At 71.3% G+C, this 25,909-nt stretch carries 24 protein-coding genes; 19 read left to right on the top strand and 5 right to left on the bottom strand.

Going from position 1 to position 25,909, the window contains the following annotated elements; all coding sequences use genetic code 11:
• The first annotated feature begins 30 nt into the window (after positions 1-30).
• The 10 genes from OQ02_RS15135 (at position 31) to OQ02_RS15090 (ending at position 8,179) form a co-directional block, all read left to right on the top strand.
• Complete coding sequence (locus OQ02_RS15135) at positions 31-1,413, top strand: cytochrome P450 (RefSeq protein ID WP_033439068.1); 1,383 nt, start codon at positions 31-33, stop codon at positions 1,411-1,413.
• Positions 1,410-2,867, top strand: coding sequence for a cytochrome P450 (locus OQ02_RS15130; protein ID WP_081915656.1), 1,458 nt, complete (start codon positions 1,410-1,412; stop codon positions 2,865-2,867). The genes OQ02_RS15135 and OQ02_RS15130 overlap by 4 nt, the downstream gene beginning before the upstream one ends.
• Positions 2,830-3,360 carry an ester cyclase gene (locus OQ02_RS15125; protein ID WP_197043345.1) on the top strand — a complete coding sequence of 177 codons (531 nt, stop codon included), beginning with the start codon at positions 2,830-2,832 and terminating at the stop codon, positions 3,358-3,360. The genes OQ02_RS15130 and OQ02_RS15125 overlap by 38 nt, the downstream gene beginning before the upstream one ends.
• A gap of 76 nt (positions 3,361-3,436) precedes the next feature.
• Positions 3,437-3,856, top strand: coding sequence for an acyl carrier protein (locus OQ02_RS15120; RefSeq protein ID WP_033439066.1), 420 nt, complete (start codon positions 3,437-3,439; stop codon positions 3,854-3,856).
• Positions 3,857-3,863: 7 nt separating this feature from the next.
• On the top strand, positions 3,864-4,949 hold the full coding sequence (locus OQ02_RS15115) for a 3-oxoacyl-ACP synthase III family protein (RefSeq protein ID WP_051772331.1): 1,086 nt from the start codon (positions 3,864-3,866) through the stop codon (positions 4,947-4,949).
• 77 nt (positions 4,950-5,026) lie between these two features.
• On the top strand, positions 5,027-5,356 hold the full coding sequence (locus tag OQ02_RS15110; protein WP_033439065.1) for a Rieske (2Fe-2S) protein: 330 nt from the start codon (positions 5,027-5,029) through the stop codon (positions 5,354-5,356).
• Positions 5,357-5,431: 75 nt separating this feature from the next.
• Positions 5,432-6,037: a flavin reductase family protein gene (locus tag OQ02_RS15105; protein WP_051772330.1), complete on the top strand. Its 606-nt coding sequence runs from the start codon at positions 5,432-5,434 to the stop codon at positions 6,035-6,037.
• 24 nt (positions 6,038-6,061) lie between these two features.
• Positions 6,062-7,012 (top strand): ACP S-malonyltransferase, encoded by a 951-nt coding sequence (fabD, locus tag OQ02_RS15100; protein ID WP_033439064.1) that lies wholly within the window; start codon positions 6,062-6,064, stop codon positions 7,010-7,012.
• Between the two features lie 90 nt (positions 7,013-7,102).
• Positions 7,103-7,282, top strand: a complete 180-nt coding sequence (locus tag OQ02_RS15095) for a hypothetical protein (RefSeq protein ID WP_033439063.1) — start codon at positions 7,103-7,105, stop codon at positions 7,280-7,282.
• A gap of 330 nt (positions 7,283-7,612) precedes the next feature.
• Entirely contained in the window at positions 7,613-8,179 is a 567-nt protein-coding gene (locus tag OQ02_RS15090; RefSeq protein WP_033439062.1) for an RNA polymerase sigma factor, read from the top strand.
• On the opposite strand, the gene OQ02_RS15085 is transcribed toward OQ02_RS15090, so the two are convergent.
• On the bottom strand, positions 8,123-9,454 hold the full coding sequence (locus OQ02_RS15085) for an amidohydrolase family protein (protein ID WP_063747070.1): 1,332 nt from the start codon (positions 9,452-9,454) through the stop codon (positions 8,123-8,125). The two genes, OQ02_RS15090 and OQ02_RS15085, sit on opposite strands and share 57 nt — an antisense overlap.
• 19 nt (positions 9,455-9,473) lie before the next feature.
• On the opposite strand from OQ02_RS15085, the gene OQ02_RS15080 reads away from it, so the two are divergent.
• Positions 9,474-10,085: a TetR/AcrR family transcriptional regulator gene (locus tag OQ02_RS15080; RefSeq protein WP_033439061.1), complete on the top strand. Its 612-nt coding sequence runs from the start codon at positions 9,474-9,476 to the stop codon at positions 10,083-10,085.
• Positions 10,086-10,149: 64 nt separating this feature from the next.
• On the opposite strand, the gene OQ02_RS15075 is transcribed toward OQ02_RS15080, so the two are convergent.
• The gene (locus tag OQ02_RS15075) at positions 10,150-11,592 is read right to left on the bottom strand and encodes an aminotransferase class I/II-fold pyridoxal phosphate-dependent enzyme (RefSeq protein ID WP_051772329.1); all 1,443 of its coding nucleotides are present in this window, start codon (positions 11,590-11,592) and stop codon (positions 10,150-10,152) included.
• 458 nt (positions 11,593-12,050) lie between these two features.
• Here OQ02_RS15075 and OQ02_RS15070 point away from each other — a divergent pair, with 458 nt between their 5' ends.
• Positions 12,051-12,887 carry a response regulator transcription factor gene (locus tag OQ02_RS15070; protein WP_033439060.1) on the top strand — a complete coding sequence of 279 codons (837 nt, stop codon included), beginning with the start codon at positions 12,051-12,053 and terminating at the stop codon, positions 12,885-12,887.
• Positions 12,888-13,090: 203 nt separating this feature from the next.
• Here the strand turns inward: OQ02_RS15070 and OQ02_RS44790 are convergent, their stop codons facing one another.
• A complete protein-coding gene (locus tag OQ02_RS44790) occupies positions 13,091-13,744 on the bottom strand; it encodes a PIG-L deacetylase family protein (protein ID WP_051772328.1) in 654 nt (217 codons plus the stop codon).
• A gap of 475 nt (positions 13,745-14,219) precedes the next feature.
• Between OQ02_RS44790 and OQ02_RS15060 the strand changes: the two genes are divergently transcribed.
• Complete coding sequence (locus tag OQ02_RS15060; protein ID WP_033439059.1) at positions 14,220-14,867, top strand: response regulator transcription factor; 648 nt, start codon at positions 14,220-14,222, stop codon at positions 14,865-14,867.
• Positions 14,864-16,144 carry a sensor histidine kinase gene (locus OQ02_RS15055; protein WP_033439058.1) on the top strand — a complete coding sequence of 427 codons (1,281 nt, stop codon included), beginning with the start codon at positions 14,864-14,866 and terminating at the stop codon, positions 16,142-16,144. Before OQ02_RS15060 ends, OQ02_RS15055 begins: the two co-directional genes overlap by 4 nt.
• Here the strand turns inward: OQ02_RS15055 and OQ02_RS15050 are convergent.
• Positions 16,125-17,621 carry an aromatic amino acid ammonia-lyase gene (locus OQ02_RS15050; RefSeq protein ID WP_231500043.1) on the bottom strand — a complete coding sequence of 499 codons (1,497 nt, stop codon included), beginning with the start codon at positions 17,619-17,621 and terminating at the stop codon, positions 16,125-16,127. The genes OQ02_RS15055 and OQ02_RS15050 overlap by 20 nt on opposite strands.
• Positions 17,622-17,816: 195 nt before the next feature.
• Here OQ02_RS15050 and OQ02_RS15045 point away from each other — a divergent pair, with 195 nt between their 5' ends.
• The 5 genes from OQ02_RS15045 to OQ02_RS15025 are packed head-to-tail and all read left to right on the top strand — an operon-like array spanning position 17,817 to position 24,664.
• Positions 17,817-19,295 (top strand): class I adenylate-forming enzyme family protein, encoded by a 1,479-nt coding sequence (locus OQ02_RS15045; protein ID WP_197043343.1) that lies wholly within the window; start codon positions 17,817-17,819, stop codon positions 19,293-19,295.
• An 11-nt stretch (positions 19,296-19,306) separates the two neighbouring features.
• Entirely contained in the window at positions 19,307-20,893 is a 1,587-nt protein-coding gene (locus OQ02_RS15040) for an NAD(P)-binding domain-containing protein (protein WP_081915652.1), read from the top strand.
• On the top strand, positions 20,890-21,999 hold the full coding sequence (locus OQ02_RS15035; protein WP_231500042.1) for an alpha-hydroxy acid oxidase: 1,110 nt from the start codon (positions 20,890-20,892) through the stop codon (positions 21,997-21,999). The genes OQ02_RS15040 and OQ02_RS15035 overlap by 4 nt, the downstream gene beginning before the upstream one ends.
• Entirely contained in the window at positions 21,996-23,381 is a 1,386-nt protein-coding gene (locus tag OQ02_RS15030) for a cytochrome P450 (protein ID WP_197043342.1), read from the top strand. Before OQ02_RS15035 ends, OQ02_RS15030 begins: the two co-directional genes overlap by 4 nt.
• Positions 23,378-24,664 (top strand): cation:proton antiporter, encoded by a 1,287-nt coding sequence (locus OQ02_RS15025; protein ID WP_051772327.1) that lies wholly within the window; start codon positions 23,378-23,380, stop codon positions 24,662-24,664. Before OQ02_RS15030 ends, OQ02_RS15025 begins: the two co-directional genes overlap by 4 nt.
• A gap of 110 nt (positions 24,665-24,774) precedes the next feature.
• Here OQ02_RS15025 and OQ02_RS15020 read toward each other — a convergent pair.
• Positions 24,775-25,909: non-reducing end alpha-L-arabinofuranosidase family hydrolase (locus OQ02_RS15020; RefSeq protein WP_033439056.1), on the bottom strand; the 1,135-nt coding region annotated here is incomplete at its 5' end.

Here is a 25,909-nt window from a genome sequence, read left to right as displayed (position 1 = left end):
CCCGCCGAACCCGCGGAGTGAGGAAGTCGGATGAGCGTGGCAGTTCGTCAGGAAGCACCGGGGCCCAAGGGCTACCCGGTGGTGGGCACCGGGCCGGACCTGGTCCGCGACCTGGTCGGCACCTTCACCGCGGCCTGGCGCGAGCACGGCGACGTGGTGCAGTTCAAGCTGCCGGGCAAGCGCAGGATGTTCCTGATCGTGCACCCCGACCACATCAAGCACGTGCTCGAGGACAGGCAGCCGATCTACCCCAAGGACCCGTTGTCGGTGGGCAAGTTCGAGCCCTTCGTCGGCCAGGGCCTGTTCACCTCCAACGGCGAGTTCCACTTCCGCCAGCGGCGGATGGCCCAGCCCGCGTTCAAGGGTTCCCGGATCTCCGGCTTCGGTCCCGCCATGGTGCAGTCCACGGCGGACCTGATCGAGGGCTGGAGGCCGCTGGCCGAGCGGCGCGAGGTCGTCGACATCACCCCGGAGATGATGCGGCTGGCGCTGACCATCGTGATGCGCACCCTGTTCAGCACCGACGTCAGCGCGCGAGCGGGCGAGATCGCCCAAGCGGTCCGCACCTGCAACTCCTACACCAACACCAGGTTGCAGCGGTTCGTGGAGCTGCCCGAGGCGTGGCCGTCGAAGGCGCGCAGGGACTTCCTCGCCGCGCGGGCGCTGCTGGACGAGTTCGTCTACGGCCTGATCGCCGACCGCCGGCGCAGCCAGGAGCGGCACGACGACCTGCTGTCGAGGTTCCTGCACGCCAAGGACGACGGCAGCGGCGCGGGGATGACCGACAAGCAGCTGCGCGACGAGGTGGTGACCATCTTCCTCGGCGGCTACGAGACCACCGCGCTGTCCCTGGTCTGGGCGTTCTCGCTGACCTCGCGCCACCCGTCGGTCGAGCAGCGGATCAGGGCCGAGGTCGCCGAGGTGTGCGGCGACCGCGAGCCGCTGGCCTCGGACCTGCCGAAGCTGAAGTACCTGCGCCAGGTGTTCGCCGAGGTGCTGCGCCTCTACCCGTCGGTGTGGACGCTCTCGCGCACGCCGCTGGAGGACGACGTCATCGGCGGCTACCACGTCCCACGTGGCTCGCAGGTGTTCATCAGCCCGTACCTGATGCACCGGCACCCCGCGTTCTGGACCAACCCGGAGGGCTTCGACCCCGGTCGGTTCGCCACCAGCGCCACCGGCGGCGCGCCGCTGTACGCCTACATCCCGTTCTCCCGGGGTCCGCGGCTGTGCCCGGGGTCGTCGGTGGCGGTGCTGGAGGCGCCCCTGGTGATCGCCAGGATGTTCCAGGACTACAAGCTGACCCTCGCGCCCGGTCACGTGTGCGAGCCGACGTCCAACGTGTTCCTGTACCCGCGCGGTGGCATGCCGATGCGGATCGAGCGGGCCGACGCGGTGGTGGGTGCGCGATGAGCGGGTTGCGCCCACTGCCGCCGGGACCGGCGGGCCATCCGGTGCTGGGGTCGGCCATGGGGTTCCGGTCCGATCCGATCACCACGTTCCGGGAGGCCTGGCGCGAGCACGGTGACCTGGTCCGCTTCCGCGGGCCGGTGACGGTGTTCCTGGTGGCCAACGCCGAGTACCTCAAGCACATCCTGGTCGACAACGTCGACATGTACCCGCACCCGGACGACTTCAACCGCAAGATCAGCGTGTCGGTCGGCAAGGGCCTGGTCACCTCGGAGGGCGACGTCTGGCGCACGCAGCGCCGGATGGTCGCGCCGTCGTTCCGCCGGGAGCCGCTGGAGCGGTTCGCGGGCGTGATGGCCGACGCGGCGGAACGCATGCTGGACCGCTGGGAGGCTCGGGCCGCGCGGGGCGAGGGGATCGACGCCCGGTCGGAGACCCAGGAGCTGACCCTGGAGATCCTGGCCCGCTGTCTGTTCCGGGCGGACTGGTCGGCGCAGGCCGCCGAGATGGGTGACGCGGTCGCGGTCCAGCTCGAACACCTCAACCGCAAGCTGATCGCGGTGGTCGACCTGCCCGAGTCGGTGCCGACCCCGGCCAACCGGCGGTTCGTCAAGGCCAGGAACCTGCTGGACAGGACGGTGTACGGCCTCATCGCGGAACGGCGTGCCGACCGGGTCGACTCCGAGGTGCCGGACCTGCTGTCCATGCTGATGGCGTCGGCCGACCCGGAGACCGGTCAGCTGATGACCGACCAGCAGCTCCGCGACCAGGTGATGACGCTGTTCGTGGCGGGCCACGAGACCGTCGCGACCACGCTGTCCTGGATCTGCTACCTGATGTCGAAGTACCCGGAGGAGACCGAACGGGCCAGGGCCGAGGTCTTCGAGGTCGTCGGCGACCGCAAACCGACGAAGGACGACCTGCCGCAGCTGAAGTACCTCAAGCTGTTCATCGCCGAGGCGCTGCGGCTGTACCCGCCGCTGTGGCAGGTGGCCAGGATGCCGCTGCTGGACGACGTGATCGGCGGCTACCGGGTGCCCGCCGGCTCGTTCATGCTGCTGAGCACCTACCTCACGCACCGGCACCCGGACTACTGGGACAACCCGGAGGGCTTCGACCCGGAGCGGTTCGACAAGGAGCGGTCCGCGGGCCGGCCCAGGTTCGCCTACGTGCCCTACGTCGGCGGTCCCCGCAACTGCGTCGGCCTGGCCTTCGCCAACATGGAGCTGACGATCGTCACCGCGTCGATCCTGCAGCGGTTCCACCTGGACCTGGTGCCCGGCCACCCGATCGTGATGCAGCCGGACATCTCGTTGCGCGCCAAGCACGGCATCAGGATGACGCTGCGGAAGACCACCCCGCCGAGCACCGCCACCCGGGTGTCCACTGTGGATGAGAAGGAACAGGAGAAGAGTGAGCATGTCTGTGAGCACGCACGCCGACTCGGCCAAGGCTGACACCTACCGGGAGATGGCCCGGCGCTACATCGAAGAGGTGTGGGACAAGAACAACGTGGAGACCGAGGAGGAGCTGCTGGCGGTCGACTGGACCGACCACATGCCGCTGCCCGGCTGCGCGAACGGCCGGGCCGGGCACCGGCAGGCCGTGCAGCTGATGCACGACATGGCTCCGGACATGCGGTTCTACCTCAACGAGATCGTCATCGAGGGCGACCTGGTGATCGACCGGTGGACCGCGCACGGCACGTTCACCGGCAAGCCGATGTACGGGTTCCCGCCCACCGGCAAGAAGTGGACGATGACCGGGCTCGACCTGCACCGGGTGCGGGACGGCAAGTTCGTCGACCTGTGGCACGAGGAGAGCACCGCGGCGCTGGTCGAGCAGCTGGGCATGGCGCCGGAGCCCGGCACCGGCGGTCTCGGCATCATCAAGCTGACCGCCCGCAACGTGTTGCACGTGGCCAAGTACAAGATGCGCGGCGGACGCTGACGCCGACCTGTATCCGGCGCCGGTCAGGCCGGATCTAGTGACGTAGAAGGCAAAGAGTCACATCGGAGGGAACGCAATGATCAGTCGTGACCAGGTGACCGAGGCCGTGCACTCCTCGGTCGAATCGGCCCTCGGCGTCGAGGCCGACGAGGTGACCCCCGGCGCCACGCTGCTCGACGACCTCGGCGCCGAGTCGATCGACCTGCTGGACATCCTGTTCCGCATCGAGCGCGCGATCGGCGTCAAGATCCAGGCCGCGGAGCTGGCCGCGTACGTGCAGGGCGGTATCCCGGACGACGAGTTCGGCGACGCGAACGAGATCGTGACGGCCACCGGGCTCGCCCAGCTCAAGAAGATCATGCCGCAGATCGACCAGGACGCCCTGGCCGGCAAGCTGGCCGCGGACAAGGTGATGAGCCTGTTCACCGTGGACAACCTGGTCGAGCTGGTCGCCACCCGGACGGAAGCGACGGACACCGTGTCCGTCGGCGCGTAGACCCGCGATGGGCGTGCACATCGTCGGCACCGGCGGGTACCAGCCCGGCGAGCCGATTCCCACCAGCGAGATCGAACGCCTGGTCGGCCCGCTGCCCGACGACGTCCGCGAGGGCCTGTCGATCGACCAGCGGTTCTGGATGATCGACCCCCGCACCGGGGAACACCGGGAGAACAACTCGGACATGGCCTACAAGGCCACCGTCCGGGCCCTGGAGTCGGCGGGGATCGAGCCCGCCGACGTCGAGCTGCTGATCCTGTCCACCGGCACCCCGGACTACCCGCTGCCGCCGGTGGTGAACCTGCTGCAGGAGCGGTTGGGCATCCCGGAGTGCGAGACCATGGAGATCCGGTCCGGCGGCGCGGGCGCCGTGCAGGGGATGGAGATCGCCAGGATGAAGCTGGAGCGCGGTGACTGCGCCAACGCGGTCGTCATCGGCTCCGAGGCGATCTCGCCGGTGCTCGCACCGATCTTCCTCGGCAAGGACCCGTACTCGATCCGGATGCGGGACCGGATGCCGGTCTACATGTTCGGCGACGGCGCGGGTGCCGTGGTGCTCAAGGAGTCCGGCCTGCCGGGCGGTCTCCTCGGCGGTGCCAGCCGCTGCATCGGCGGCCTGCGCAAACCGGGGATCCACTCGGTCGGCGGCGGCACCCACGCGCCGATCCACGAGCAGCTGGCGGCCAAGCGGCTGGTCGACCTGAAGGTGGACGTGGTCGGCGCGGGTGACTTCACGCCGGTCATGGTCACCAGGGCGATCAGCGACACCGCGCGGCAGGCGGCGATCGACATCGAGTCGGTCGACCTGTGCCTCGTTCCCGAGGGCAACGTCGGCTGGATGCTGGAGTCCCTCAAGGAGTCCGGCCTGGACACCGCGGAGTGGAAGGCGCTGGACGGGCGCATCATCGACAGCCTCTCGGTGATGGGTGCGGTCGGCAGCGCCGCGGTGCCGCTGTTCCTCGACGACGCCTGGCGCGACGGTCGGGTGGTGCCCGGTCAGCGCGTGATGCTGGTCGGGGTGGAGAGCACGAAGTGGATCTACGCGGGTGCGGTCGTCGACTGGACCGCGCCTTCACCCGTCGCCGCACCCTGACGGCGATCGGACCGCCGGCCGGCTCGGCGACCCCCGCGAGCCGGCCGTCATCCGTCACGACGAAACGAGTGACCGCTATGACGGTGCCACAGGTGCGCGTCGCGCACATCGACGACCTACCGCCGGGGAAGCTGCTGACCAGGGAAGTGGACGGTGGCAAGGTGCTGCTGGCCAACGTGGGTGGTGAGATCTGCGCCGTCCGCGCCGAGTGCAGCCACGAAGGCGCGCCGCTCGGCGAGGGCGAGGTGGACGGTGCCACGATCGAGTGCCCGTGGCACTTCAGCCGGTTCTGCCTGCGCACCGGAGAGGCGCTGGACCCGCCCGCCATGGACCCGGTCGAGGCGTTCTCGGTGGACGTGCGTGCGGGCGAGATCTTCGTCAGCAGGCGGGAAATGGCCCCGGAGTGAGCGCGCAGGACGTCGGCGGCAGGTCGGCGTCCACGCTCCGGCGGTAAGTCGGCGACACGAACGGGGTGGGCGTAGATGACTGGCTGGTTCGACGGCACCGCCGGGGTGGGAACCGTCCCGCCCGACGCGACGATGATCCTCGGCCACCGGTTCGTGGCCGCTCCGGCGGCGCCACCGGAGCCGGTGCCCGCGCCCGCACCGGGGTTCACGTCACGGCAGCTGCGTGATGTCATGGGGCAGTTCGCCACCGGCGTCACCGTGGTGACCATGCCGGGCGTCGACGGCCCGAGCGCCGTCACCGTCAACTCGTTCACCTCGTTGTCGCTGGACCCGGCGCTGGCCATGGTGTGCCTGCGCACCCGGTCTCGCGGCGCGGCCGACCTGCGCGCGGCAGCCCGGTTCGCGGTGAACATCCTGGGTGCGGGCCAGGGCGACCTGTGCGCCCTGTTCGCCTCGTCGGACCGGCCGTCCGGACACCAGGCGTTCGCCGCGTTCCCGCACCGGACGGGCAGGACCGGGGCGCCGTTGCTCGACGGCACGGTCGGCCACGTCGAGTGCGTGCTGGAGAGCCAGGTGCCGGTCGGCGACCACACCCTCTTCGTCGGCGCGGTGCTCGCCGTCGAGACCGGCTCCGCCGACGGCCCACTGGTCTTCCACGGCGGCCGGTACTTCACCACCTGAGCACGGATCGAGGATCGGAAGGTCATGACTGGTACCGCTTTGCTGTTCCCCGGCCAGGGTTCCCAACGCGTCGGGATGGGGTTCGACCTCGTCGAGCGGCACGACGACCTGGTGCGCGAGCTGTACCGCACGGCGGACGACGTGCTCGGGTTCGGGCTGTCCGAGCTGTGCTGGCACGGCACCGCGGAGCAGTTGCGGCCGACCGAGATCACCCAGCCCGCGGTGTTCCTGACGAGCATGGCGTTGCTGCGAATCGCGCAGGCGCGCGGTCTGGCCGCCGACGCGGTCGCCGGGCACAGCCTGGGGGAGTACACCGCGCTGGTCTGCGCCGGCGCGCTGGACTGGGTGGACGCGCTGCGCCTGGTGCGCAGGCGGGGTGAGCTGATGGCCGAGGTGAACAGCCGCACGCCGGGCCGGATGGCCGCGGTCGTCGGCCTCGACGCCGACCGGGTGGACGAGCTGTGCGCGCTGGCGAAGGTCGGGCACGGGCTGGTCGAGGTGGCCAACTACAACGAGCCGGGGCAGACCGTGGTGTCCGGCGTCGAGGCGGCGGTGCACGCGGTCGTCGCGGAGGCCAAGCGTTCCGGTGCGACGAAGGTGGTGCTGCTCGACGTGGGCGCACCGTTCCACTGCTCGCTCATGCGCGACGTCGAGGACGAGTTCGCCGCGGAGCTGGAGCGGGTCGTCGTGCGGGACCCGGTGGTGCCGATCGTGGCCAACGTGATCGCGGACTACGCCCGCACCGCGGCGGACGTGCTGGGCAACCTGCGCCGCCAGCTCACCGGCGCGGTCCGCTGGACCGAGACCATGTCCCGGCTGGCGGACGCGGGGATGACCCGGTTCGTCGAGGTCGGTCCCGGGCGGGTGCTGACCGGGTTCGTCCGGGCCGCGCTGCCGGGTTCCGAGGTGCTGCCGACCGGCGACGTGCGCAGGCTGGAGCGGGCGCTGGACTCGGCGGCGGTCACGGCGGTGTGATCGTCGGCCTTGGTCGAGAACCCCTGCCGGTGCCACGATGGTCGTGGTGGTGGCCTCGCTGCCCGACGAACGCAGAGAGTCTGGTGTGGTATGACGGACCGACCCGAACCCGGTGACCCCCTGCTCGACCGGCTCAAGCACGCCGTCGGTTCGATGCCCGATTCCGTGCTGCAGGACGCGTTCGACGTGTTCGAGCACCGGCCGCAGCCCACGTCGAGCCGCCCGCGTGCCTTCACCGCGTGGCTGCGGGCGTGCCTGCGCCGCTCCTGAAATCCGCCGGGACAAGGCGATAGCACACTGCGTCGCGCTTGTCCCGGCATTCGCGCTGATCGGCATGACGTGGGCCCCGGGCCGTCGCCGTCAGAGCTCGAACGTGACCACTTTATGAAAGGCCGGAGGCCGCGCGCGGCCCACAAATGGTGATCCGGTCCCTGTAGTGTCGCTCTTCGAAGCGGGACGTGGAGTTGCAGACCGCAGGGAGTCGTCGGTGTTGCGCCGCTTCGCGTCAGCAGTGGGTGGGTCGATTTCTTCGGGTTGAGGAAATCATGTGAACCTTGCCATGCGTGCGTATGTCCGGATGGCAGAGAGAAGCGGGTAACAATGCCCAATTCGACAGTTGATCAACTTGTTGAAGAATGCCTCGTCGGTAGCCAGGCGGCCTGGAACGAGTTAGTCCGCCGATACGCCCCGTTGGTGTGGGCGATCGCCCGCTCGCACCGCTTGTCGCGGACGGATTGCGAGGACGTCAGCCAGGCGACGTGGATGCAGGTGGTGAAGCACCTGACCAAGCTCCGCGCGCCGGACCGGTTCGCCGAGTGGCTGGCCGTGACCGCGAAGCGGGAAAGCCTCAAGCACCTGCCGAGGGTGGCGCGGCACGTGCCCTCCGGGGACTCGACCGCGTTCGACCGGCGCGACGAGTCGGCGCCGGACCCGGAGGCGGCTGCGGTCGGCCGGGACCGCGACACGCTGATGCTGCGCGCGTTGCGGGACCTGCCTCCCCGGGACCAGGCGCTGCTCGGCCTGCTGATGTGCGACCCGCCGCGCAGCTACGACGAGATCAGCGTCGAGCTGGGCATCCCGCGCGGGTCGATCGGCCCGTTCCGGGCCCGCTCACTGGTTCGGCTGGAGCGCAGGCTCCGGGAGCTCGGCGAGGACGTCCCCGGTTGACGCGCCGCGGTCGACGCCGGCCAGCGGCACGCCCGCTCGCCAGATCGCCGCGATCGAGCGGGTCGCGGTGATGTCCGCGGTCGGATCACCGTCCACCAGCACGAGGTCCGCCCTGAGCCCGGGTGCGATCCGGCCCCGGTCGGTGAGCCCGAAGTGCGCGGCGGGCAGGCTGGTCGCGGCGGCCAGCGCCTCGACCGGGCGCAGTCCCGCGTCCACCAGGCAGACCAGCTCGCGGTGCAGGCTCGCGCCGTGCACCACCGGGAACGGCCCGTGCGGCCCGTCGTTGGCGTCGGTGCCCGCCAGCAGCGGCACCCCGGCCTCGTGCAAGGCGGTCGCCGCCCGCAGGGCGTTGCGATAGGTGTGCGGCACGGCGGGCATCATCGGCAGCTTCCTGCCGACCACCTGGCGGACCGGGTCCGGCAGGTAGGGGCCGATCCGCGGGTCGGCGGCCAGTTCGGCGCCGACGTCCGATCCGCTCGTCGTCTCCACGAGGGCCAGCGTGCCGACCACGAAGACGCCCGCGGCGGCGGCCACCTCGGCCAACCGCGTGCTGTTGCGCTCCACCACGTCCACGTCGGTGCTCGAATCGACGAACATGTGCGCCAGGCCGTCCACGCCCGCGTCGATCGCCATCTCGGCGCACCGCAACGTGGTGGCGTGCGCGATGACCTTGATCCCCGCTGTGCGCGCGGCGGCGACCAAGGCCCGCACGGTCGGCTCGTCGAGCGCGGGGACGTCCATCCCGAAGTGCGTGCCGTCCTCGATGACGACCTTCAGGTAGTCCACGCCGTCGGCCAGCCTGGCGTGCACGAACGCCTCGGCCTCGCCGGGGCCCGCCACCGTCGGGAACGGGCCGAAGACCGAGCCCATGATCTGGGTGGGGTGCCCGTTCGGCGCGGTCGCGCCCACCCCGGCGCTGCGGAGGTCCGCCACGTCGTCGCGCCCGCCCGCCTGCGCCTTGGCGTCGGCGGCCGTCCTGGTCATGGCGAACATGTCGAGCTCGGTGGTCACGCCGAACCGCAGCGCCTGGCCGAGGCTGTCGGGGAAGGTGTGCGTGTGCGCGTCGATGAACCCCGGTAACAGGGTTCGGCCGGCGCCGTCCACGATCGCGGCGGCCCCGTCGGGCGTGGCGGCCGAGGTGACCTGTTCGATCAGTCCATTTCGGACGACCACCGTCATCGCCGGGAGCGCGTGGGCGCCGTCGAACACCCGGACGTCGCGGATGACCGTCGGTCGGTGGCCCGGCTTTATGGTACTGACGGTTCCGAAACTCATGGTTCCGTATAATGGCACCGTGCCGCGTGAACAGCAAGCCCTCGGCAGGCCGCGGGACGGCCGGGTCGACCGCGCCATCACCGGCGCGACGCAATCGCTGCTGGCCGAGGTGGGGTACGCCGGGCTCACCGTGGACGCGGTCGCCACCAGGGCGGGCACCAGCAAGGCGGCCATCTACCGCCGCTACGGCAGCCGACCGGAGATGATCTTCGCGTCGGTCATGCACGGGCTCGACCTGTCGCCGCCGCCGGACTCCGGGTCGCTGCTCGGCGACCTGCGCGCGCTCACGGCGGAGATCGCGCAGAGCCTGTCCACCCCGCCGCCGGACGTGCTGCCGGGGCTGCTCGCGGACAAGCACAACGACGCGACGATGGCGGCCGGCTTCGTCAGCAAGTACGTCGACGTCGAGCAGCGCTGCATCGCCGAACTGCTCGACCGGGCCGTGCGCCGGGGAGAACTGGGCCGCCGTCCCGATCCGACCGCGGTGCACGCCCTCGTGCTCGGCCCGATCTTCGCCCGGTTGTTCCTGCTGTCCGACGGGGACGACGAGGCCAGGGGCGGCATCGCCGCGTTCGCGTTGCTGGTGGCCGAGCACGCCGCGGCGTCGTTGGGCGCGCTGTTCGGGCCGTGACGCCGTGGTGCGCAACGGCCGCCGCGACGGCAGGTCGCGGCGGCCGTCGAAGCCGGTGCCGCGCTCAGAAGCCCAGTTTGGGTCGCAGCTCCTGGAGGGCCGCGACGATGCCGTGCAGGTGCTCGTCGCTGTGCGCGGCGTTCATGGTCAGCCGCAGGGTCGCGTGCTTGCGGGCGGCGTTCGGGAAGACGTCGACGGGCGCCCGGTAGCCCCGGTCGAACAGCGCGTCGCGCAGCGCCGCCGCGGTGGACTCCCGGCCGATGTCGACCGAGGTCATCAGGGACGGGGTCGCGTTGACCCGGAGGCCGGCGCCGGTGAGCTCGGCGCGGAACGCCGTCACCCGCTCCAGGTAGCGGTCGACCAGTGTCGGTTCGGTCGCGGTGAGCAGCCGCATCGAAAAGGTCGCGGTGGCGGCGGTGGCCGGCGACAGCTGCCCGCCGAACATCGGGCTCGGGTCGAGCGCTTCCAGCGCGGTGATCGCCTCACCCGGACCGGCCACCACGCAGCCGGTCAGCCCGAGGGTGCGGTCGAGGGACGCCAGCACGAAGCTCGCCTGAGGCAGGCCCGCGTACTCGGCGGCGAACGGCCGGTGCTCGGGGCCGTAGACCAGGAAACCGGCGGAGTCGTCCACGCAGCTCAGCGCGCCGTGCCGCTCGCACACCCCGATCAGGTCGGACAACGGCGCCACCGAACCGTCTCCGGCGTACACGCTCTCCATCACCACGACGATCCGCTTGCCGCGCAGCCCGTGCAGCACTGAGTCCAGGTGGTCGGCGTCGTTGTGCCGGAAGGAGAACAGCCGCTTGCCGTAGTCGAGCGCTTCGGCGGCCTTCCACCAGCCGCGGTGCACGTCCCGGTCCAGCACCACGACGACCTCGGTGTGGTCCAGGGTCAGGTCGGACGGCCAGGACTGCCGGATGGTCATCGCGTGCACGAAGCTCTGCGCCGCGTCGGCGCCGCTCGCGTAGCTGACCGCGCGTTCCTTGCCGACGATCCGGGAGAACTCGGTCTCCAGGTCGGTGTGCGCCCGCGTGATGCCGGTGCCGAACCGCGATCCGCCCGCGGCCAGGCCGAACCGCCTGGCCGCGGTGGTGAAGCAGTTCATCACGTCCGGCCGGCTCTGCAGGTTGAGCACGTTGTGCGGGGTGAAGTTGACCAGGTGCCTGCCGTCCATCGCGACCTCGGGCGCGCAGGACATCCCCTCGGCGAACGCGACCCGGAAACCCTGCCGGGTCAGGCCGTCGGCCAGGGTGCGGAACTGCCACTTGAGGCTGCTGCCGAACCGCAGCAGGTCCTCCACCCGGTCCTCGCCCAGTTCTTCGAGCAGTCGCAGCAGCTTGTCGCGGGCGCCCTCGTCCGGATCGGCCCGGACCCCGGCCGGTGCGGGCAGGTCCGGCGCCGGCTCGGCCGGCCGTGCCGCGACTTCGTCGGCGGGCGCGACCTCCGCGATCGGGGTGAGCCGGGCCGGTGGTGGTGCCGTGGGCGTGCCCACTCCGTTGATCGTCATGATCCTCGTCCTCTCGTGACGCCCGCGAACCTATCGGCGTCGTGATCGCATTCCCGGGGTTTCGAAGGATGTGTCAACTTGCTGTAGTGGGCACGGTCGCCCGGCGACGGAACGTGATTTCGCGGTCGCGCTTCGCGGCTCTCGAATATCGCGGCGGTGGCAGCTTCCGGACATGATCGGCCCGGCCGTCACCGGCCGGTTTCACCCCGTCCGCCTCGCACGATGGCGGTCCGAACCACTCGGCGTGGGTGGCGACGCTGCCCGCACCGCATCGGAACTCCCGGCCGTCACGGCTCGACCGGTTGACACACATACAGTGTAAGTGCATAGTGAGCGAGGTGACTTACACCGTATGTCTCAGCGTGGCGGCGGTTTCCGGGCGGACGCCGCCCGGAGGTCGAGCCGCGCTGAACACGGCAATCCGAAATTCCTGACGAACAGATCCCTGGGGGACCCGGATGTCGAGCTCCATCTTCCTGCTCGCGCAGAGCGAGGCGCACCAAGCCGTGAACGGCCGCTACCACGGCCGGTCGGTACGCGCGTCGGGTCCGTTGCACCGGGAAGCGCTGCCGGCGGCGGGCTTGACGGAGGGATTCCTGGAGCAGACGCTGCAACTGGCCCAGAAACTGATCGACTCCGCGATCTGCACCTATCGCGACGAACCGCGTTCCGGGACGGCGGATCGCGGCGCCGTGCGCGAGGTGATCCGAACGCTGCTCGCCCGCCCGGAGAACACCTTGCGCTGCGTGGTGACCACCGAATGGCTGGCCGGGGAGATCGTCGAGGCGGCCGGCGAATCGTCGGACCGGGGGCGCATCGAGATCCTGTGCGATCGGGCCTTGGCGGACGCGTGCGTGGTGGTCGCCAAGCTCCACCGGGTCGACCGGTGCGAGGTCCGGATCGCGCCGAAGTCCATCCCGGAGATGATCCTGGTCGAGGACGCCGCGGCGATGTGCAGGCCGAAGTCCGGCGGCGAGGAGGTGCCGTTCCTCGACTGCCCCGAGCTGAAGGACGTGCTCGGCAACTTCTACCTCAACGCCTGGCGGGTCGCGCCTGCTCTCGGCGCTTACCGGGACTACGCCCTGATGTACGGCTGCGACCAGACCCGGCAGATCCTGACCCTGTTGTCCAAGGGCTACAAGGACGACGTCGCGGCCAGGCAGGTGGGGGTCTCGGTGCGCACCTACCGCCGGTACGTCGCGGACCTGGCCCGCACCCTCGGGGTGCGCTCGCGCTTCCAGATCGCCGTGCGGGCCGTCGAACTCGGTCTGATGGATCGCTGCGAGCACGAATGAGGTGGTCGGGACGGGACCGGCCGGCGGGCTGACGGCGAACTGGCCTGGCGGTGAACTGGCCTGGCGGTGAACTGGCCTGACGGTGAACTGGGTTGAGGGCCACGCCGGTGCCGCGGATCGGGTGACGCGCGCACCGCGCAGGGATCGGTGACCTCGTCGGTAGTGGTGGCGTCGGCGTGGCACGCGCCGGGCCGGCGCTGCGGTCAACCCGGTCTGCCCGTGGCGACCGCTCGCACCGGTGGCGCGGTGAGTCTCTGCCTGACGACCTCGAACGGCTCGGCGGCGGGGTGCCCGCTCAGCCAACCGAACCACGCGTCCTTGAGGGCCAGATGATCCCGTTGCAGGTAGATGCGATCGGCCTGCGTGCGGTGCATGTCGATGGCCCGCTGCCGCACCCGCGCCAGGTGCTCGGTGACCGGGTGGAACGCCGTCGGCGCGAACGCCTGACCGCTGCTGGGCGTGCGGTACCAGCTCAGGCTCACCCCGGACCGGCGCAGCGCGGCGCTGACGATGGCGCTCGTGGCGCGGTGGTCCTGGTGGGTGTCGTCGGGGTGCGGCGCGAGGACGACGTCCGCCCTCCCGGTCTGCTCCTCCAGCCAGCGCACGCGAGCCCCCGTGACGTCCAGGCAGCCGTCGTGGCCGGTCGGGTCGGTGACGAGGTCGGCGCCCAGGACCGCGGCGGCGGCCTTGGCCTCGGCGGACCGGACCTCGTCCACGCCGGTCATCAGGACGATGGACACCCGGTGCCCGGCCGCGGCGTAAGCGGCGAGCAGGCAGCCGGCGCCGTACTCGGCGTCGTCCGCGTGCGGCGACACACCGACGACGTTCAGCGGTTCGGACGGGTGCGGCTGGTGCAATGCGATCCCTTTCGGGTGAGGACGTTCCGACATTCCAGAATTCCGCTCGCCTTCTGGTCGGGATTGCCATGAGATCGGGAGGTACCGTACTCCTGCTTCGCAGGTCACTGATTCACCGATTCGGGCGATAAATCCGGTCACGTCAGTACGGCGGTCCCTCGTGCGCGCAGTACGTCGCCGCGAGTCGCCTTGCGCGGACGGTGTTATCGGCGAGTGCGAATCGCCGGTGCCGCCGGCCGCCCTGCGGTGTCCGCCGGGTGCCGGCGGCCGACGCGGTGGACAGCGCTTGCCGCCGGCGGCTCGCAAAGTTGCGCAACACCTGTCCCCGATCGGCGCGCGGCGTGGAACCGCCATCTGGGACGTGTCGGCGGAACCCCGATGGTCCGAGCTCTCATCACGTTGACCGAACACCCGGAAGTGGGATTCTGGTCGCGTGCAGGACAACTCCAGATCATGGCCGGCCAACTGCTTCCGATTGCTGCTGGTGGAGGATGACTGCGAGCTCGTGGAGTTGCTCGCCACCGTGCTGCGCGACGAGGGGTACACCGTCGACGTCGCCTCGGACGGGCAGCGCGGGCTGCACCTCGCCCTCACCCGGCCGTACGACGTCGTGGTCATCGACCGCGGCCTGCCCGCCCTCGACGGGCTCGACCTCCTGGTGCGGCTGAGGTCGAAGTCGGTGCGGGCGCGCGCGTTGATCCTCACCGCGATGGCCACCGTCCACGACCGGATCGACGGCCTCGACGCGGGTGCGGACGACTACCTCGTGAAGCCGTTCGACCTGGACGAGCTGAGCGCGCGGCTGCGCGCGCTGTGCCGTCGGTCCCAGGAACTGGCCGAGGTGCTGCCGATCGGCGCCGCGCGCCTCGACGTCGGGCAGCGGGAGGTGGTGCTGCACGACGGCGGACGGGTGCCGCTCACGGCGCGGGAGTTCGGCCTGCTGAGGGTGCTCGCCACGCACCCGGACACGGTGCACACGCGGGCGTCGTTGCGGCGGGTGGTGTTCCCCGACGCGTCGGCTACGTCCATTGTGGACACTTACGTGTACTACCTGCGAACCAAGATCGACCGTTCGGTGGTGCACACCGTGCAAGGGCTCGGCTATCGCTTGGGGGCGTTGTGAGTCGTTCGTGGGCCGAGGCGGAACGCGCGGTGGTCCGGCGGGCGCGCCTGCGGGTCAGCGTGCTGGTGGGGCTGGCGATCACCGTGCTGGTCGCGTTCGTGGGCGGTATCGCCTACGCCGTGATGGTGCACGCGCAGGAAGCGCAGGTGACCCGCGAGCTGCGGTACAACGCCCAGTTCGGCACGCCGTCGACCCCTCCGGGGTGCACGTGGCTGTTCGTCCTCGACGACGGCGTGCTGAACGACGGCGTGCTGAAGGTGCCGCCGGGCTTCCCCCGGCAGGACGACCTCGACGTGGTCGAGGCGTCCGGCGGGACGATCGAGCGCGAGCTGGAGCTCAACGGCACGGAGTACCTGGTGCTGACCCAGCGGGGCGCGGACGACACCACGGTGCAGGCGGTGTTCGACACCCGCTACCAGCTCGCCGACCGGCGGCACCTGCTGCTGGCGCTGGCGATCGCGGAGGTCGGCGGGCTGCTCGCGGCGGCGTTCATGGGGCTCGGCGTCGGCCGCGGCACGGTCGCGCCGCTGGCCGAGGCCCTGGCCAGGCAGCGGCGGTTCGTCACGGACGCCAGCCACGAGCTGCGGACGCCGATCGCGCGGGCGCACACGCGGGCGCAGCTCCTCGCCCGCTGGGCGAAGGCGGCGGACCTCCCCGATCACCACCGCGACGGCCTCGACAAGCTCGTCAGCTCGATCCGCGGGCTCGGCGACGTGGTGGACGACCTGCTGCTGTCGGCGCGGTTGAGCCGCCAGCCCGACGGGTTGGCGGGCCGGGCGGTCGACCTGGCCGCTTTGGCGGAGTCCGCGGTGGCGACCGAGAACGACCGGGCCGACGAACGGCGGATCACGCTGACCGTCGAACGCCCCACCGGCCCGCTGGTCGTCGTCGGCGTGGAGACCGCGTTGCGGCGCGCGGTGGACGAGCTGCTGGCGAACGCGATGCGCCACACGCCCGAAGGAGGCCGAATCGACGTGCGACTCGGGCTGCGGGGCGGGTGCGTCGAGCTGACGGTCGCGGACACCGGCGAAGGCTTCGACCCGATCGAGGCGGACCGGCTCTTCGACCGGTTCCACCGCGGCCAGGACGGGCCGGAGCGGCGGTTCGGGTTGGGGCTCGCGCTGTTGCGCGAGGTCGTGACGAGCCACGGTGGCACCGTGGACGCGTTCAGCCACCCGGGCAAGGGCGCCCGGTTCACCCTGCGCTTACCGGTGGCCGACCCCTCAACGGCCACCGGTGTCGTGCCCGGCAAGGCGATCAGTACCGGGCCGCGGTGACCAGGTCGGCGGCCACTCGCACGTCCACGTCGAGCGAGCGGTCCGGGTCGACGGGCGCGATCACGTCGGCCAGGGCGTCGAGCAGCGCCGCGCACCGGGGCGAGGTCGGCCGCCTGCCGCCCACGTGGACGGCCTGCCGCAGGCCGAGCGCGAGCGAACCGCACAGCAGCTTGAGCAGCTCGGCGACGTCGTAGGCGCGCAGCGCCGCCTGGGTGCCGAACGGCACGACGTCCTGGTTGCGCAGGTTGGTCGGCAGGCTCTGGGTGCTCGCCGGCAGGACCGCGCGGCGGATCTCGACGAGGAACGCGGTGGTGGCCAGCTGCACGCCCTGCAACCCGTGCTGGAGCCCGGGACCGGCGGCCAGCATCGGCGGCAGGCCGGTGTTGCGGACGGGGTCGACCAGCAGGTCCAGCTGCCGTTCCGCGAGGTTGCCCAGCGACGCGGTGACCATGGCGAGGACGTCCGCGGCGAACGCGGCCGGCTGGCCGAAGAAGTTGCCGCCGTGCGCGATGACGTCGTCGCCCGGGAAGAACAGCGGGTTGTCGCTGACACCGCGCAGGTCGGACGCCACGACGCCGTCGACGTAGCGCAACGCGTCCTCGGCCGCGCCGAGCAGCTGCGGTGAGCACCGGATGCTGTAGGGCTCCTGGAGAGCACGCTCGCCACTCGGGACCAACCCGACGAGGGTGTCGCGCATCCGCTCGCCGACGGTGGCCGCACCGGGATGTCCGTAGGCGGAGATCAGGCGTGGGTCGAGGAAGCCGGGGTCGGCGCCGACGACGTCCACGAGCAGGCAGGTCAAATCCTGGATGGCCCGGTGCGAGGCGCGAACGCTGTCCAGCGCGAGGGCGGCGGCTGCGGTCGTGACCGACGTTCCGTTGACGAGCGCCAGCGCGTCACGGCCGTCGAGGGTGAGCGGGGTGAGCCCGGTGCGGCGCAGTGCCTCTGCCGCGGGCATCCGCACGCCGTCGACGTACGCGTGCCCGCGGCCACGCAGCGCCTGGGTCGCGTAGGCGAGCGGGATGAGGTCGCCGCTCGCGCCGACCGAGCCGAAGCGCGGGATCGCCGGGACGAACGTGGTCGCGAACATGGCCGCGAGCCCGTCGACGACGTGCGCGGAAACCCCCGACACCCCTTGGGCCAGCGACCACGCCCGCACGAGCAGCGCGGCACGGGCGATGTCGGCGGGCAGGTCCGGCCCCTGGCCGGCGCCGAGGTGCGCGAGGGTGTTGTCGCACTGGTCGGCTTCGTCCTGCCGGCCCGCGAAGCCGATGAGGGCGCCGAACCCGGTCTTGGCTCCGTAGACCGGGCGGTCGTCGTCGGCGAGCACGGTGCGCAGGTACTCGCGGCCACGGTCGATCCGGTCCCGGACGACGGGGCTGACGTGCAGGGGGAGCGGTGCTGCCGCACGGTGGAGGTGGTCGCTCGTCAGCGGTGCGCCGAGGTCCACGGGAGTGCCGGTCACGGTCGTGGTCACCGCACAGATCGTAGGCATCCGATCTCAGAGAGTTCTGAGATCGGATGCGTAGCTTTCCGCTCATGGCGCACCACTACCTGATCATCGGGGCGGGACCGGCGGGTTTGCCGCCCACCGCACCGGACATCGGTCTCCGGTCGGGAGCTTCGGCTTTCGACGTCGAGCGACCGTCGACCGCGTTCGCGGGGGAGTGCCTTGTCCGCGCGTGACGTCGAGGCGTTCCCGCGCGCGGTGCTCGACGTGCTCGAGACCGCCGCGGACCGGCCGGTGTTCGAGCACGGCCCGCGCGTCGTGACCGGTGCGGAGTTGCTGGACCTGGTCACGCGGATCGCGGCGGGGTTGCGCGACCGGGGACTCGGTCCGGGGGACGGCGTGGCGCTCCTGCTCGGCGTCAACGCGGAGGCGTTCGCCACGGTCCTCGCCGCGCACGCGGTGGGTGCCAGGGTGATGGGCGTGCGGCCTGGCCTGTCCGACGAGCAGGTGCGGCACCTGCTCGGCCTCGACGTCGCCGCCGTCATCACAGACCCGGGCGGAGTCGGTGCGGCGGGCGTCGACTTGGCGGGCATCGCCTCGGTGGGCGTCGACGCGTTGAGCGACGCCCGCGCCGACGGACGGCTGGTGTGCGGCGGCAGGCCCGCGGACGTCGCCCGGCTGATCCACACCAGCGGCAGCACGGGCGCGCCCAAGGCGTGCGCGCAGACCTACGCCGCCATGACGGCGGCGTGGACCGCGCGACCGGACGCGTGGCCGCCCGCGATCCGAGACCTGGCGTCCCGGTTGGGCCGCTACCTGGTGTTCGGGTCGCTGTCGAGCCAGGTGATGTTCGAGTACGCGGTGCTGGCGATCACCGCGGGCGGCACCGCGGTCGTCGCCGACCAGCCCGCGTTCCCGGACGCGATCACCCGCTACCGAGCCTCGGCGAGCGTGATCACGGTGCCGCGGTTGACGAAGCTCGTCGCCGCGCAGCGCCGCGCACCGGCCGACCTGTCGACGTTGCGGGCGCTGATGGTGTCCGGGTCACCGCTGACCGCCGACCGGCACCGGGAGGCGTTGGACGTGCTCGGACCGGTCCTGTTCCACGGCTACGGCCAGACCGAGACGGGCATGATCGCGATGGCGACACCGGCCGACCCGCCCGGCACGGTGGGCACGCCGCCCGCCGCGGTGCGCGTCGAGGCCCGTGACGCGAACGGCGTGCCGGTTCCGGACGGTGTCGACGGCGAGCTGTTCGTCCGCACCCCGGGGCAGGCCGGCGCGTACTGGGGCGACCCCGAGCGCTCGGCCGAGGTGTTCACCGAAGGCTGGGTGCGCACCCGCGACCTGGGCCACCTCGACGCCGACGGTCGCCTGCACCTGACCGGTCGCACCCGGGACGTGGTCATCGTCAACGCGAACCTGCACTACGCGGGACCGATCGAGCAGGTCATCGCCGAGCACGCGGACGTCGCCGAGGCGTACGTGGTCGCCGTGCCCGACGAGGACACCGGCGAGGCGGTGCACGCGTTCGTGGTGCCGAGCGGTGGTCGCACGCCCGACCTCGCGGCACTGCGCGCGCTGGTGACCGCCCGGCTCGGTGCGGCGTGCGCGCCGGCGCGCATGACCGTGATCGCAGAACCGCCGCTCGCGCCGAGCGGCAAGCCGGACAAGCGCCTTTTGACCCGAATCCTGACGTGAGGAGAAAAGACGTGTCCAGCGAGGTTTCGACGGAATGTCTCGTCATCGGTGCCGGCCCGGCAGGGCTCCAGGCTTCGTACCTGCTCACCAGGGCCGGGCGGGACCACCTGGTGCTGGAGGCCGGTGACGTGCCCGGCACCTTCTTCACCCGCTTCCCCCGGCACCGCACCCTGATTTCGAGCAACAAGGTGCACACGGGGTGGGACGACCCCGAGATGAACCTGCGCGTCGACTGGAACTCGTTGTTGTCCGACGACCCGTCGCTGCTGTTCACCGGCTACACGCCGCGGTACTTCCCGGGCGCCGACGACATGGTCCGCTACCTGGCGGACTTCGCGGCGAAGCACGACCTGCCGGTCCGCTACGGCACGTCGGTGGTGGAGGTGACCCGGCCGGACGACTTCGTGGTGCGCGACCAGCGCGGCGTCACCTACCGGGCGCGCAGGCTGATCGTGGCGACCGGCGTGTCCAAGCCGTACGTGCCGCCGATCGACGGTGTGGAGCACGCCGAGCGGTACGACGAGGTGTCGGTCGACCCGGCCGACTTCACCGGGAAGAAGGTGCTGATCATCGGGCGCGGCAACTCGGCGTTCGAGACCGCGGACAACCTGATCGAGACCGCGGCGGTCATCCACGTCGCCGGGCCCGGGTCGCTGAAGCTGGCGTGGCAGACGCACTTCGTCGGCCACCTGCGTGCGGTCAACAACAACTTCCTCGACACCTACCAGCTCAAGTCGCAGAACGCGCTGCTGGACGGGCAGGTGCTCGACATCCGGCGCGACGGGGACTCCTACCTGGTACGGGTCAGCTTCGTGCGGGTGGAGGAGCGGGTGAAGGAGATCCGCTACGACCGGGTCATCCTGGCGACCGGGTTCCGGTTCGACGCGTCGATCTTCGCGCCCGAGTGCCGGCCCCAGCTGACGATCAAGGACCGCTTCCCGGACCAGACCGCGGCCTGGGAGTCGGTGAACGTGCCCGACATGTTCTTCGCGGGCACCATCACGCAGGCCCGCGACTTCAAGAAGTCGACCAGCGGCTTCATCCACGGCTTCCGGTACGGGGTGGTGGCGCTGCACCACATCATGGAGCACCGCTACCACGGCGTGGCGTGGCCGAGCCGGGAGCTGGCGGCCACCCCCGAGGCCGTGGCCGACGCCGTGATCGACCGGGTGAACCGCACCTCGGCGTTGTGGCAGCTGTTCGCTTTCCTGGCGGACGCGGTGCTGATCGGGCCGGACGGCACCCTCAGCTACGCCGACGAGGTGCCGGTGGCCCACCTGCACGAGGCGGTGGCGCGGGGTGACTTCGGCGACGTCGAGTCCTACCTGGCGGTGACGCTGGAGTACGGCGCGGACCACGACAAGGTCAACCCGTTCGACGTGACCGCGGGCCGGGTCTCCCAGGAGGACACCAGCGGGCTCGACGGCCGTTACCTGCACCCGGTGGTCCGGCACTTCCGCGCCGGCGAGCTGCTCGGCGAGCACCACCTCACCGAGAACCTGGAGAACGAGTGGGACAGCGAGGACGTGCACCGGGCGCCGCTGCTGGCGTTCCTGCACGCGCGGCTGGCCCGGACGGCAGCGGTGGGCTCCCCGTGAGCGCTGGGCTCGCCCCGTGCACCGTGCTCGCCGAGTTGCACGAGAAAGCCCGCGCGGTGCTGGACCCCGTGCACTACGACTACTACGCGGGCGGTGTCGGCGACGAGGTCGTGCTCGGGGAGAACGAGGCGGCGTTCCGGCGGCTGGCGCTGCTGCCGCGGGTGTTGCGCGGCCGGGCGACCCGCGACCTCGGCGTCGACCTGCCCGGCGGTCGGCTCGACCTGCCGGTGCTGATCGCGCCGACCGCGTTCCACCGGCTCGCCCACCCCGTGGGCGAGCCGGCCACGGCGCGGGCCGCCGCCGCGGCGCGGACGGTCCTGGTGTCCGGCATGGCCTCGACGGTGGCGATCGGCGACGTGGTGGCGGCGGCGCGGTCGGTGGACGCGGACGCGTCCGTGTGGTTCCAGCTCTACCTCCAACCGGACGAGGACGTGACGGAATGCCTGGTGCGGCGGGCGGAACGGGCCGGCTGCACGGCGCTGGTGGTGACCGCCGACTCCCCGGTGTTCGGCCGGCACCGCCGTGACGCCCGGCACGGCTTCCACGACCTGCCGGCGGGGCTCGCGGCGGAGAACATGCGGGACCTGCCCGGTGCTCCGCCGGGAGGTCTGCGGGACATCGAGATGTCGCCGGCCGTGTCCTGGGCGCACCTGGACCGGCTGCGGGAGCTGACGTCGCTGCCGTTGTGGCTCAAGGGGGTGCTGCACCCGCGTGACGCGGTGCTGGCGGTCGAGCGCGGCGTGGCCGGGATCGTGGTGTCCAACCACGGTGGCCGCCAGTCCGACCTGGCGCCGGCGGCGATCGAGGCGCTGCCCGCGGTGGTCGACGCGGTCGCCGGTCGGGTGCCGGTGGTGCTGGACGGAGGCGTGCGCAGCGGTGGCGACGTGGCCGTGGCGCTCGCGCTCGGTGCGGCGGCCGTCGGTGTCGGCAGGCCGGTGCTGTGGGGCCTGGCCGCCGACGGCGAGGCCGGGGTGGCGAAGGTGCTCGACGTGCTGCGCGACGAGTTCGACCACGCCCTCGCGCTGTGCGGCGGCCGTGACCCGGCCGACCTGACCCGGGACATGGTCGTCAGCCGCGGTGCGGGGGTGATCGCGCGGTGTGGGTGACCGGGTTGCTCGCCGCGGCGGTGGTGCTGACCGCGCCGCGCTGGCTGCCGGCGCGGGTGGTCGCCCTGCGCGTCAAGGTGTTCGAGAAGGTCAACGGGGACAACGTGGTCATGTTCCCGAACGCCGATGTCGGACCGGACCGGTTCGAGGAGGTCTACAGCCACCCCGCGGCGAACGGCCGCAGCCGGGGCGCCGGGCTGTCCGACCTGTTCTGGTACTGGCTCTCGCCCGGACCCGAGGTGCACCAGGAGCACCTTGAGGCCGGTCCGCGCTACGACGACGTGGCGCGCACGACGCGTGCGTTCCTGTCCGGACCGGGTGACGAGCTGTCGGAGGTGGCCGCCCGCTGCACCGGGCGGGTGTTCGACGAGGTGGTCACCCGGCCGGTCACGCTGGTGCGGCTGCGCGACCTGATGATGCCGGTGTGGGCGGAGTACTTCTACGAGCTGGTGTTCGGCGAGCCGTGCCCCCGCGAGGCGCGCGACCTGATCGTCGGGCACGCCGACGACGTGGTGAAGGCGTTGAAGTGCACCGGCCTGCGGCACCCCGCCCGGCGGGCGCGGCTGACCCGCTACCTGACCCGGCGGGTCGCGGCGGGCGGCCTGCGGCAGCCGTTGCCGGCGACCCTGTCGCCGACCGAGCAGGTGCACTACCTGCAGGGGACGTTCTTCGGCACGGCCGTGGTCCAGATGTCCGACGCGATGGTGCACGTGCTGCTCGCACTGGCACAGCACCCGGACGTGGCGGCCAGGCTGGCCGGTGACGACCGCTACTTCGCCCACGTGCTGGACGAGACGATGCGGCTCTACCCGCTGTTCGGCATCGCGCACCGCATCACCACCGGCGAGATCCCGCTGGACGAGCGGACCACGCTGCCCGCCGGATCGGTGCTGTGCTTCAGCTACCCCGACTACCACGGCACCGGCCACGCGCGCCCGGACGTGTTCGACCCGGACCGCTGGGCGCAACCCGGTGTCCGCCGGTCGCACCACATCCCGTTCGGCGTCGCCGCCAACCGGCCGTGCCCGGCGTGGCGGCTGTCCCCGATCGCGCTGCGCGCGGCGACCGGTGAGGTGCTGCGCCGCGTCACCCTCCACTCCACGGTCACGCACACCCGCTCGTTGCCGAGCCGCGGCCCGTGCGTGCTCGTCCGCGTCGACGAGCCGCTGCCGTCGCGTCGGCTCGCCGCGCTCGGCGCGTACCTGCGCGTGCGTGACCGGTGGGAGGACGTGTGGCGCAGCGTGGTCCAGCTCGTGCTCGGCACGGTCATGGTCCTGCACGCCAACCGGTTGCGGCTGGCGGGGCGCTACTTCGACACGCATGACAACCACGGTCGTCCGGTGCGGCAGGAGCCGCCTTCCAACCAGGAGATCACCGAGTGAACCAGATCCAGTTCGCGTTGCGGGTGTTCGCCGCGCTGGCAGTGGTGCTGGCGGCCACGACGTTGTGCGGCCGCATCGCCATGGCGGTCAAACAGCCCAGGGTGGTCGGCGAGATGGTCGCCGGCGTCCTGCTCGGGCCGGCCCTGCTCGGTGCCGTGGCACCCGGTGTGCAGGCGCAGATCTTCCCGACGGACGTCAAGGACACCCTGTACGTGCTGAGCACGATCGGGTTGACGTTCTACATGTTCCTCGTCGGGTCGTCGCTCGACCACAAGCTGGCGAGCGGGCAGCGCATGCGGCACGCCTCGGCGCTCGCGGTGTCCGGCATCCTGCCGACGTTCGCGCTCGGCGCGGGCGCGGCGGCGCTGTTCTTCAGCTCGCTGAGCCCGGCGGGCACGACCCGGTGGGAGTTCATGCTCTTCGTCGGCGGCGCGCTGTCGATCACCGCGTTCCCGATGCTGGCGCGCATCCTCCAGGAGCGCGGCATCGCGAACACGCCCATCGGCGGCCTCACGCTGGTCGCGGCGGCGATCGACGACGCGGCGGCGTGGGTCATCCTCGCGGTGATCATCGCGGTCGCGGCGGCGGGCAGCCCGTTCGACGCGGCGGGCACGGTGGCGGGCGCGGCGGTGTTCGCGGCGTTCATGCTCACGGTGGGGCGCAAGCTGTTCGGCAAGCTGGGCGACCGGGTGGAGCGCGAGGGCCGGATGAGCCGCGACGTGATGGCCCTCGTGCTGTTCGTCGTGCTCGCGGCGGGCTGGTTCACCGACTACATCGGCGTGTTCTCGGTGTTCGGCGGGTTCATCACGGGCCTGGCGATGCCGCAGTCGGCGATCGTGCGGCGGGAGCTGGAGACGCGGCTCACCGACCTGAACTCGATCCTGCTGCTGCCGGTGTTCTTCGCGTTCAGCGGGCTGAACACGCAGGTGTCCGGCTTCGGCGCGGGCGGCGCCCTGTGGCTGCCACTCGCGGTGATCATGCTGGTGGCGTTCGCCGGCAAGTACCTCGGGTGCGCGGCGGTGGTGCGCGCCCAGGGCTTCTCGTGGCGCTACGCGTCGGCGGTCGGCGGGCTGATGAACGCACGCGGCCTGATGATCCTCATCTTCATCAACATCGGCCTCGCGCACGACATGGTGACCCCGGAGCTGTTCGCGATCCTCGTCGCGGTGGCGATCGTGACCACGGCCGCCGCCATGCCGATCTACCGGGCGTCCCTGCCCGAGAGCATGGAGCAGAGCACCACGGACTTCATCCCGCCCAAGGTGCCCGCGTCGAACAAGTGAGACCGGTCCGGACGCCACCGCGGCGTCCGGGCACGCGAAAGGGGCCGGCGCCCTCACCCGATGGAGGGGTGAGGGCGCCGGCCTTGTGCGGGTAAAACTGCGTCAGGCGATCAGCGTTGCAGGGTCAGCACGCCCGGTCGGTAGGGCAGGAGACCGTAGTCGCCGCCGGAGTTGGGGCTGCGGCCCTGGTAGAGGAGCTGCAGGTTGCAGGGGTCGATGGTCTTGGTCTGGTCGGCGTTGCTGCGGACCAGGTCGCCGTGGCTGATGTCGTTGGTCCAGGTCGCGCCGCTGTTGGCCTTGCCCGCGAACGGGTTGCTCTCGGTGGCGGCCTGTGGAGTCCACGAACCGCTGAGGCTGCTGGACGTGAACGAGCGGAAGTAGCGGCCGTTCGAGCCGATCGCCTCGACGATCATCAGGTACTGGTTCTGGTTCTGGACCTTGTACACCTCGACCGCTTCGAAGAGGTTGTTCGTCGTGTCGCTCATGATCGTGGTGTAGGACGAGCCGAAGCTGCCCGGGAAGTTCCCGATCGGCATGACCTGGCGGTAGATCTTGCCGTTGTCACCGGCGAAGAACAGGTACATGTTCTGGCTGTCACCGATGATGGTCTGGTCGATCGGGCCGGTGCCGGAGCCGGTGATGGAGGCCGTGGAGAGCACCTGCTGCGCCGACCACCCGTTCGGGTTGGTGGGGTCGGTCGACGTCCGGTAGCTGAACGCGGTCCCGCCCCACTGGTAGGCGAGCACCCAGATGTTCTTCGGGGCGAAGTAGAACAGCGTGGGCGCGACGGTGCTGATGTTCATGGCCTGCTGCGGTGCCGAGGCCATGTCGGACCAGTTGGTGAACAGCCCGAAGTTCATCGACCCCCAGCGCGTGCCGGTGTCGTGCGTGGTCGAGTAGACCAGGTGCTTGCCGTTGTAGGGCACGTAGGTGAAGTCCTTGAGCGACACCCAGCCCGACCGCGGGTTCGCCAGCGACCCCGTCGAGGTCCAGCGGTAGGTCGACGGGAGGGAGCACGTGCCGGGGTTCGAGGTCGTCGTCGTGGTGGTGGGGTTGGTCCCGCCGCCGACGCGGACGAGCTGCCACTGCTGGTTGGCGCCGCCCCAGTCGCTGTACTGGACGATGTTGCCGCCGTCGTTGGTGGCAGCGCCCTGGACTTCGACCGCCTTGTTGCTGTTGCGGTTGATCAGGCGGACGTGGCCGTTGTCGGAGTCGGCCAACCGGAACTGCTGGTTGGTGCCGTTG

Origin of the sequence: Saccharothrix sp. NRRL B-16314, from assembly GCF_000716595.1 — a bacterium.
Classification (GTDB): domain Bacteria; phylum Actinomycetota; class Actinomycetes; order Mycobacteriales; family Pseudonocardiaceae; genus Actinosynnema.
Note: the sequence above shows the minus strand (reverse complement) of the source record. Positions and strands in the feature narration are given on the sequence as shown.